Origin of the sequence: Synechococcus lacustris str. Tous, assembly GCF_003011125.1 — a bacterium.
Classification (GTDB): Bacteria; Cyanobacteriota; Cyanobacteriia; order PCC-6307; family Cyanobiaceae; genus Synechococcus_D; species Synechococcus_D lacustris.
Genome location: NZ_PXVC01000078.1, coordinates 1 through 8,448 on the forward strand (window position 1 = coordinate 1; position 8,448 = coordinate 8,448).

Below are 8,448 nucleotides of genomic sequence, written 5' to 3' on the forward strand. Positions count from 1 at the left end.
TGACGTGGACCCCAAAAACTGAACCAGCCCTTATGAGAGCTTCCTTACCGGCCAGATTTGGCCAGGAGAAGCCCCATGAAACGCAAACGCCACAACCCCGAGCAGATCATCCGCAAGCTGCGCACCGCGGAACAACTGCTTAACCAAGGCCAAGCCGTCGCCGATGTCTGCAGAGCTCTGGAGGTCTCAGCCCCTACTTATTACCGCTGGCAGCAGCTATATGGAGGGATGAAAGCGACTGAGGCCAAACGACTAAAAGAGCTTGAGCTGGAGAACACCCGACTTAAGCGCCTCCTTGCTGACGCCGAACTCGATAAGGCGATGCTTAAGGAGCTTGCCGAGGGAAACTTCTGAGCCCGGAGCGTCGTCGCAGGGCCGTGGTGGTTCTGCATGATCGATTCCGGGTTTCTCAACGTCGTGCCTGCCGGTTGACAGGTCAACACCGCAATACCCAGCGGCGCCCTATCCCGCCAGCAGACATCGAGGAGCAGAAGTTAAAACGGCGGATTCTGGAGCTGGCCCGGCGCCATGTGCGCTGGGGCCGGCGGCTTGTCTACCGGCGGTTGAGGCTTGATGGCTGGAGCGTCAATCACAAGCGGGTGCACCGGATTTGGCGTGAGGAAGGTCTCCAAAGGCCCCTGCCACGCAAGAGGAAACGCTCCCGTCCTGCCGGGGGTAGCAAGGAGCTGTTGCGCTCTGAATATCCACACCACGTTTGGGCGATCGACTTCCAGTTCGATCAGACGATGAATGGCCGCACGCTTAAGTTCCTGAACGTGATCGATGAATTCAGCCGGGTCTGCCTGGCGATTCGGGTGGGCCGCCGCTGTAAGGCTGTGGATGTTATTGACACGATCGAGGAGCTACTCAAGCTGTATCCACCGCCCACTCACCTGCGGATGGACAATGGCCCTGAATTCATAGCCCACGCATTGCAAGAGTGGTGCACAGGCAGTGGTACGGGAACGGCGTACATCCCGCCAGGCTCACCCTGGGAGAACCCATTTGTGGAGTCGTTCAATGGCCGGTTTAGGGATGAATTTCTCAACATCGAGCTATTTGCCTCGGTGCAGGAAGCAAAGCTGTTGGCAGAGCAGCACCGAATCGAGTACAACGTCTACAGACCGCATTCGGCTCTCCAGGGGCGTACGCCCCTGGAAGTCCTCCAGCAATGGAAAGCGGCTTGATCACCCCACTAGCTCTCATAAGAACTGGAGCAGCAATGGGGGTCACGTCAGTTCATCGACTGCAAAATGTAAACTGGCGTGTTGGCTGCTCCCTATGGCAAAGGGTGGCTGTTGAAACGCTGCAGCCATGGGTAGCAGATATTTACGATTTTAAGCATCCATATATATGGCGTGAATTGGTAAGAGCTCATGTATTAGATGCTGCTGTTGTGAGCGGTTTTGATTTACAGATTTGCTTAGATGATGCAATAACTGAAAATGCATTGGATATAAAATGGGATGATTGCCTATTGATACCAATTACAGAAACGAAACTAGGCTTAATGCTTCCAGCAAAATTAAGGGAAGAACCAAAAAAATGGAGTGAAATTATTGTGCCTCCCCAGCAGGATGCACCAGGGCTGGCTGCAATGGTGCGGCAACAGCAGTGGCAATGTGTACATGCGCCTAAAAAATGTAAAACAGCTAATGATTGGGCTTTATGGATTAAAGCAAAAAAGCTGCCAGTAATTGCAAATAAGCTGTTTTTAGCAAAGATTAAAGCTGAATCAAAATCATGGTACTGGCGGGAGTGGCCGTGTGAAAGCAAAGATCAGCAGTGGTTAATGGTACTAAATGAGAAATGGCAAAAACATGCCGAATTAGAGCTGCTTTTACTACAACTGCGGGAGGTTTTTACTGTGTTCTATTCAAATACTGAATAGAACAGCCCTGAAACCTATGGTCAGAACAACAGCTGACGCTCTTAAGCAGCCAAAGAAAAATTTTAGCGTTTAAGTTAATTCAACACAAACCAACAACTAGTCAATCACATGAAATTTGTTATTTCAAGCCTGCAGACATTTGCTGCAACAGCATTGTTTGTGCTTCCTGCGTCACTGGTACAAGTGAAAGCAGAAGAGCAGCCACCTGTTACACAAAAAATACCAGAAACAATTGGTTTCTACGGTACCTTAGGTTTAGGTGCTGCTTTTCCACAAGATGTAACTGGAAGTTCATCTTTCTCAGGGGTAACTGTAAATGGAGACTACAAACTTGGTGGTGGATTTGCAGCAGAAGCAGGTGTTGGCTATGATTTCGGGCCAGTGCGTACTGAGCTGACCTATATATTTAATAACGCAACTTTAACAAGTTTAAATGCTTCCGTGCTTGGTTATGACGTAAATGCATCCATTAATGATGGCAGCGTTAACACAAATTCTGTAATGGCATCTGCTTACATTGATATCCCAACTAATAGCCGTTGGGTGCCTTATGTTGGTGGTGGATTGGGTTATACAAATGTTTCTTGGGGTGCTTATCGAGCATCTGTTTTAGGAGCAACAGTATCGCAAACAGCAGGCAGTCAAGGTGTATTGGGTTATCAAGGCAAGGTGGGTATTAGCTACCTTGCAAATAAATCAACAGATGTGTTTGTGGAAGGGATATATCAAGGTACAGCAGGTTTTACTGTTGATACTGTGAATTATGATCCGCTAAGCAGCTGGGGAGCAAGGCTTGGGGCGAGATATCGTTTTTGAGCGATGCTAAATTGAAGAGAAATTTATTCATCAGATCCAAAATAGTCAAGATTAATTCTTGAGATTTTGATTACTTGTTTGGTTTCAATTCCAATTTCATGTTGAATCATAAGATCAGTAAGTTTATTCCCATCTACCAAAACTAAGCGCGGATCTCTGATGCTTGCTGCAAACTGCTTAGCATCAGAGGTGAAGGTGCTAGTAGTTACAAAAACTCCCTTGCGGCAGCCGCCCTGGGTCATTGCACCAACAAATGCTTGAACCTTTTCACTTGATACAGCATTATCGGCATACCGTTTCGCTTGCATATAAATCTGATCAAGTCCGAGTTTGTCTTCATTAATGCGGCCGTCAATGCCACCATCGGGCCCTCTAGGTACCCCTTGCATTGCCATTCTCGATCCACCGCCGTAACCCATTGCTGCTAGTAAATCCAATACAAGACTTTCAAAAGCATACGGATCCATCTTTTTCATCTGTTCAAGTAAATCTGATGCCAACTGCTCTTTAATCAGCTTTACTCCTGCTTCAATTAGATCTTCTGGGGTGCTGTCATCAATGTTGAGATCACGATCACTTTCTTGTGGTAGTTGATTTTTTGATTGCTTGGAAGCTTGGTGTATTTTCCATTCCTCAAAATTTATTAAATCAGTCCTTTTGATTGGTCTATTTAGTGCAAGTAGTTTTATTGCGTTTTGTCCCAGAGCAAAATAACCTCTTTTAGGGCCGATTAATGCACCGGCAACTCTTAGATATGAAGATGCCCAGCCAATTCGACCTCTAACAAGTGATTTACCGTTACTTTCTTGATTTATACACATTTGATCTTCCGTTAAGCCCATTTCTTTTACTACAGCTTCTATCGCGTCATTGCGTGACATCTCTCCATGTTCTTGTAGTACCTGGAGAAGAGGCCTCATGAATTGATGAAATTTTGGTATATCGGTCATTTCAATTATTTATTTGTTTTCATCAGGTTTACGAATAAAACTAAGCTCACAGCCTTTAACCATACGAGCTTCCTGTATGGCAGCTTCTGCTTTAAAGGTTGAAAATTCAAAAAATTGAAATATATCAAGCCCGCGATCAAGTGTTATCTTCCAGCCATTATCTGAAGTAATACTGCGGGCATGGAAGTTTGGGCTTGCATCGATCTCCCAGCTAAAGGGTGTGGAAGTACTAGCAAATGAATCCTGCACTTGGCCGAGGTTTTCTACCTGCTTTTCCATTGTCTCTTGATCGGAGCCTGTGATCAGGTGAACGGTGACCTCATCGCCCACAGGGGTGATCTCGTTGACCATGCGCAAGAACTCCACCAGGTTGCGGATCTGATGGAAGGCGCGGATGTAGGGGTCGCGGATCATGATGGCACTGCAACCTCTGAGGTGATCTGCAAATAGGCGCCGGTAACTCCATCCTTTGGTGTTCTCAGGCACCACCAGATGCTGTTCTTTTGCAGGCTCAGTGTTTGCGGGAGTGCTTACGGCCACTGTTGGTATGACGGCTTCTGCGCTGGTGATCTCAGGGGCACCTTCTGGGTTCAAAGGGCGCAAGCCCGCAAAGGCCGGATACTGCTGCTCCTCAGGCGTGAGCACCGTGACAGCTGGCCCACCGCCAACGGGCTGATAGGCAAAGTCGTTGGCCTTGAAGGTGTCGTCGATGCGCAGGATCTGCTCGCGCACTCGGCGGCGGCATTCCATGGCGAATTCGAGCAGCTCGGCGATCTCCTCTGGTTTGGCCTTGCCGTTGGGGTGAATGATCTTCATCAGGCCGGAGAAAGTCTTCTCAAAGCCCGTCTGGTCTCGGGTTGATACCTCCGAGCTGATGTGGAAGTGGGCTTTGTAGAGGCCGGTGTAGTCCTCGGTGCGCAGGTGCTTGAGCACCTCCGCGATGTAATCCACCACAAAGCCATAGCCGGTGCAGAACAGCTCATGGCGCACCGGCTGCACCTCCCAGCCTGGATTGAAGGCGTGAATGCGATCGAGGAACGCCGAGTCGATGTATTTATCGGGAAGCGGCTCGTAGAAGTGCGAGTGCTTGAGCATGTAGGCAACAGACTTCTGGGTGTTACCCATAAACACCATCGAGGCTTCCGCTGTGAGCTGCTCGATGCCCCGCGAGAAGGTGCGGTTGGCCATGTAGTTCTTCATGATGTCGACCAGCGTCTTGTCGACCTTTTTGTCCTTGCCGGCGAACTCGTCAAAACAGATGCAGTCCCAATAGCCCACCAGGCCGATCTTGCCGTTGGCGTTACTCACGAACAGCTTGGGGGCGGTGACCTCTGAGCCTGAGATCAACATGCCGTGGGGCGAAAATTCGGCGTATACGTGGGACTTACCCGTGCCCTTGGGCCCCAGCTCCAGCAGGTTGTAATTGCGCTCGCAGAAAGGGATCAGCCGAATCAAGGTGAGCAGCTTGCCCCGGCGCGTGAATGGCTCGGGATTAAAGCCCACACTTTGCATAAGTACGTCAATCCACTCGTCGGTGCTGAACTTGGCTCTTGCCGCTAAGAATTCGTCTTGATCTACCCCGGCTACCTGGATCGGCTTAACCGATGAGATCTGCCAAGGGCTGGCCTTGGGGTCGGCAGGAAGCTCGTACTCCACATCGGTGATCGCCCAGATACCACCCACCAGCAACTTGGGGTAGCGCTTAATGAAGTCGACGTCGATTGGGACTTTCTTGAGCCCGAGGTTGGTGAACTCCACTTCGTAGAAGCCGCCCTTATCATTGAGCTCCACAGTGAGCTTGTCGATCACCTTGTAGGTGCCGCGCTCTTTGATCGTGGATTTCACCAGTTCCGCTTGGTTGCGGTGCACGTAGTGCTTAGCGAGGATGCGCCTTACCGACTCCAGGCCTTCGCTGATCTGGGCTGGATCGTCGGTTGCGCAGTGCTGCCCAAGCAAATACTCGAGCACGTAGGTGGGCACCACGGCATTTTGCTTTAGCTCGGTGGTGAGGTCCTTGCGCACCACCAGGCCTGGGAAGTGCTCAAGGATCTTTTGATCTAGGGGGCTGGGTGTTTCAAGTGCCATCGGATCTCACCAGAGGGTTTGGCAGGGAAAGTTGGAAAGCTGTGGGTCGGCGCTAACTAGCACCAATCGATCTAGTTCGGCCTGCGCGGCCAGCATGCGGTCAAAGGGATCGCGGTGGGGCTGGCTGTAGCCACCTGCCCGCAGGCCATGGGCCAGGGAAATCGGCAGCGCTTCAAAGCCATCTGCCTGAAGTAAACCAGGTATATCGGTGATCACACCGTTCAGCTCGGGCAGCTTGCCCTGTTGATGCTTAAGGCTTAGCTCCCACACTGAGGCCGCGCTTACTAATACTGGTGTAGCTGGATCGCTGAGTAGTTTGCGCACAGCGCCAGAAAGGCGATCGGGATCAAACCACCACCAGAGCAAAGCGTGGCTGTCTAGTAAGTAAGCGTTCCCATTGCTCATCGCTGCAATGCCGGGGGAAGTAGATCGCTGTTCTCCCAACTGTCCAATTCACTGGAATCCATAGGTTCGAGCAGCGCGTTCGGCTGGCTAAGGGGGCCCCGGCTGCGCAAGCGGCCAGGGATGCGCTGGGGAACGGGCGGTGCCAGGGGCATCAGCCGTGCCCAGGGTTTGCCAGCTTTTGCAAGCACGATGGTTTCGCCCGCATGGGCTTCATCTATTAAGCGTGATAAATGGGTTTTGGCCTGGTGCACGTTCACTACTCGCATAACAACCTCCCCAATAGCGTGCTCTGCAATTTTCTTAGTTAGTTTAGCTATAAACTAAGGCCATCAGAAGTCTTCGAAGTCGCTGCCAAAGGGTCGCTGCAGTTTCAGCTCAACACTTTTGTAGGTGTTTGGTGTGGCCACACCTTCGAGGATCTCTTCTAGGCGTAGCTCCAGGAGCTGGTTGTCGTAACGATCGGAGGCATTGGAGAGCTCAAGGATCACCTGCCGCTGCCGCTCACGGGGCTCAGAAGCCTCCGAATCAAACCGCTCGGTGGCAGGGGCGCAAAGCAGTGCGCCATCAGCCTTGGCGTAAAGAGCAATGCGCAACAGAAGAGGCAGTCGCTTTTTCGCTACCACCGGTTCTGTTTGAAACAAGGAGAAGGTCAACCGGCTGCCTGTGATTTTGGCGGGAAGGCTAAGCAGTTCCACGTCCACCGGGCGACTTTCGTCTTTTCTTTCACGCTTGAGCTTGATCACCGGCACCACCACCTCTTGAAGGGATGTGCCGCCATGCACAAATCTGGATCCCGAACCTGAGCGGGGAAAGCGATCGAGCCCTAGGGGGAACACCGCACTCCAACTACCCCTCAATCCCAAGGCCTGGGCACTAAAGATCTTCTGGCCGGCCATCGGCTCAATGCCATCCCCGAGGGCAAAGCGGCGGTTTTTATAGGTGAGCTGATCAGCGAGCGGTAAGGCTGCCTTGTCATTGGCATCAACAGGTTCTTGCTGGAAGAGAAAGCCGTGATCGGCAGTGATCACCACCTGATTCCCCTTGAGGCTGGCGATCTTGCGCAGGATCTGATCTAAATCGTCAAAGGCCGTCTCCACCGCCTGACATGTTTCGCTCTCGCTTTCGCGTTTATCCCCAATACGGTCTATGCGGTTGTGGTAGATAACGATCAGGTCGTTGTCTCGGGTGAGGGCCTGCCCCTCTCCGTTGATGGGTAGGTTAAGAAAATCTTCTGAAACGATGGCCGTAGCGCGGCCCTTGGCGTAAGCCTTGAGAATTTTGTCGCGGTTATCGGTACCACTGGCGCTTTGCCCGTCCACGAGGGCTGAACCCGATGTGGGATCAAGGCTTAGCTGTACACCAGGCAGCAAGCTGGCCATCCCCAGCTGGGTATAGGAGGGAAGGCATCCAAGTAAAGCGTCCACTTGCGCTTGCCAACCCTTGCCGGCCTGGCAATTGAGGCGATCGGCAAAGTCGCGGGCGGCCTCGTAACGCAAGGCATCAGAGATCACAACAAACAAACGCTTAAGCCCTTTTGAGGAAAGCGGCGCGTGCACGTAACGCATGTGGAACTCCTTCTGGCGGGGCAGCAGGTCTGATTTCCATTCGGCCTGGCGGGCCACCTGATCGCTCCAGCGGTTGGTGAGGGGCAGGAGCACGTTGTTCACATATTGGTTTTCGAGCCAATCGCGCAGCGGCTTGAGCAGGCCAGGTTGTTGATAAGTGCGGGCGTGAAATACACAACAGCGGTAGGCCTGATCCAGGCGCCACCAGGTGTTGGTGTACCCGGCTAGGCCGGCGTCGAAACTCTCGATCTGCAGATCGGCCTTCTCCAGCAAACTGCGCAGGCTGATGGCTTGCTCAAGGGCCTGATAGCCATGCAGATGTTTGCCAAGCCAGGTGGACTGGCTGCGGCTGCGAATAGTGGCAAGCAGCTCCTCATCAGAGCAGCCGGCGGCAAAGCCCTGCACCAGGCGGCTGAGCACAAAGCGCTCGATCAGCTCATAGCTGTCATCGCCTGAAGGATCGAAATCAGCTGGGGCGTTATTGAGTTGATCCTCAATCCTGAGCACAACAGAGAGGTGATCAGACCAGGCTTCAAAGGCCTCTCGGTTGCTGAGGCTGTCTTTCCAGATGCTCAGAAATACCCGGGCGTGGGGCTTCAAGGAACCCTTAGACCCAATGGAGCTAACAGTGTTGAACAGGGCAACGGCGAAGTCGCTTAATTTGGGCTCAGGGTTGTTGTAACCGAACTTTTCTTCAACAAACTTCCAGAAGCTGCGGCTGAGCTGGGCGTTGCCG

General features: G+C 52.0%; 8 protein-coding genes. 3 read left to right on the forward strand and 5 right to left on the reverse strand.

Annotated elements, in window-relative coordinates; all coding sequences use genetic code 11:
• Window positions 1-75 precede the first annotated feature (75 nt).
• The 3 genes from C7K08_RS11465 to C7K08_RS11475 all read left to right on the forward strand — a co-directional run bounded on the left by C7K08_RS11465 (window position 76) and on the right by C7K08_RS11475 (window position 2,707).
• Window positions 76-1,187 (forward strand): IS3 family transposase gene (locus C7K08_RS11465; RefSeq protein ID WP_423218696.1). Its coding sequence is split into 2 segments (ribosomal slippage): window positions 76-337 and window positions 337-1,187, totalling 1,113 coding nucleotides; the frame shifts between segments, so codons are not numbered across the junction.
• Complete coding sequence (locus C7K08_RS11470; protein WP_133165242.1) at window positions 1,172-1,891, forward strand: hypothetical protein; 720 nt, start codon at window positions 1,172-1,174, stop codon at window positions 1,889-1,891. The genes C7K08_RS11465 and C7K08_RS11470 overlap by 16 nt, the downstream gene beginning before the upstream one ends.
• 108 nt (window positions 1,892-1,999) lie before the next feature.
• A complete protein-coding gene (locus C7K08_RS11475; protein WP_106500744.1) occupies window positions 2,000-2,707 on the forward strand; it encodes an outer membrane protein in 708 nt (235 codons plus the stop codon).
• Window positions 2,708-2,730: 23 nt separating this feature from the next.
• On the opposite strand, the gene C7K08_RS11480 is transcribed toward C7K08_RS11475, so the two are convergent.
• The 5 genes from C7K08_RS11480 to pglZ form a co-directional block, all read right to left on the reverse strand.
• Window positions 2,731-3,657 carry a restriction endonuclease gene (locus C7K08_RS11480; protein WP_106500745.1) on the reverse strand — a complete coding sequence of 309 codons (927 nt, stop codon included), beginning with the start codon at window positions 3,655-3,657 and terminating at the stop codon, window positions 2,731-2,733.
• A 9-nt stretch (window positions 3,658-3,666) separates the two neighbouring features.
• Entirely contained in the window at window positions 3,667-5,742 is a 2,076-nt protein-coding gene (gene brxL / locus C7K08_RS11485) for a BREX system Lon protease-like protein BrxL (protein ID WP_106500746.1), read from the reverse strand.
• Window positions 5,743-5,748: 6 nt separating this feature from the next.
• The gene (locus C7K08_RS11490) at window positions 5,749-6,147 is read right to left on the reverse strand and encodes a type II toxin-antitoxin system VapC family toxin (RefSeq protein ID WP_106500747.1); all 399 of its coding nucleotides are present in this window, start codon (window positions 6,145-6,147) and stop codon (window positions 5,749-5,751) included.
• Window positions 6,144-6,413, reverse strand: coding sequence for a type II toxin-antitoxin system Phd/YefM family antitoxin (locus tag C7K08_RS11495; RefSeq protein ID WP_162842905.1), 270 nt, complete (start codon window positions 6,411-6,413; stop codon window positions 6,144-6,146). Before C7K08_RS11495 ends, C7K08_RS11490 begins: the two co-directional genes overlap by 4 nt.
• 63 nt (window positions 6,414-6,476) lie before the next feature.
• Window positions 6,477-8,448, reverse strand: a 1,972-nt coding sequence (pglZ, locus tag C7K08_RS11500) for a BREX-1 system phosphatase PglZ type A (RefSeq protein ID WP_106500748.1), incomplete at its 5' end; no start/stop codon positions are given.

Coding starts and splice junctions, on each gene's coding strand:
- C7K08_RS11490 (WP_106500747.1), bottom strand. CDS start 6,147: ATGAGCAATGGGAACGCTTACTTACTAGACAGCCACGCTTTGCTCTGG.
- C7K08_RS11480 (WP_106500745.1), bottom strand. CDS start 3,657: ATGACCGATATACCAAAATTTCATCAATTCATGAGGCCTCTTCTCCAG.
- C7K08_RS11470 (WP_133165242.1), top strand. CDS start 1,172: ATGGAAAGCGGCTTGATCACCCCACTAGCTCTCATAAGAACTGGAGCA.
- brxL (WP_106500746.1), bottom strand. CDS start 5,742: ATGGCACTTGAAACACCCAGCCCCCTAGATCAAAAGATCCTTGAGCAC.
- C7K08_RS11495 (WP_162842905.1), bottom strand. CDS start 6,413: ATGCGAGTAGTGAACGTGCACCAGGCCAAAACCCATTTATCACGCTTA.
- C7K08_RS11475 (WP_106500744.1), top strand. CDS start 2,000: ATGAAATTTGTTATTTCAAGCCTGCAGACATTTGCTGCAACAGCATTG.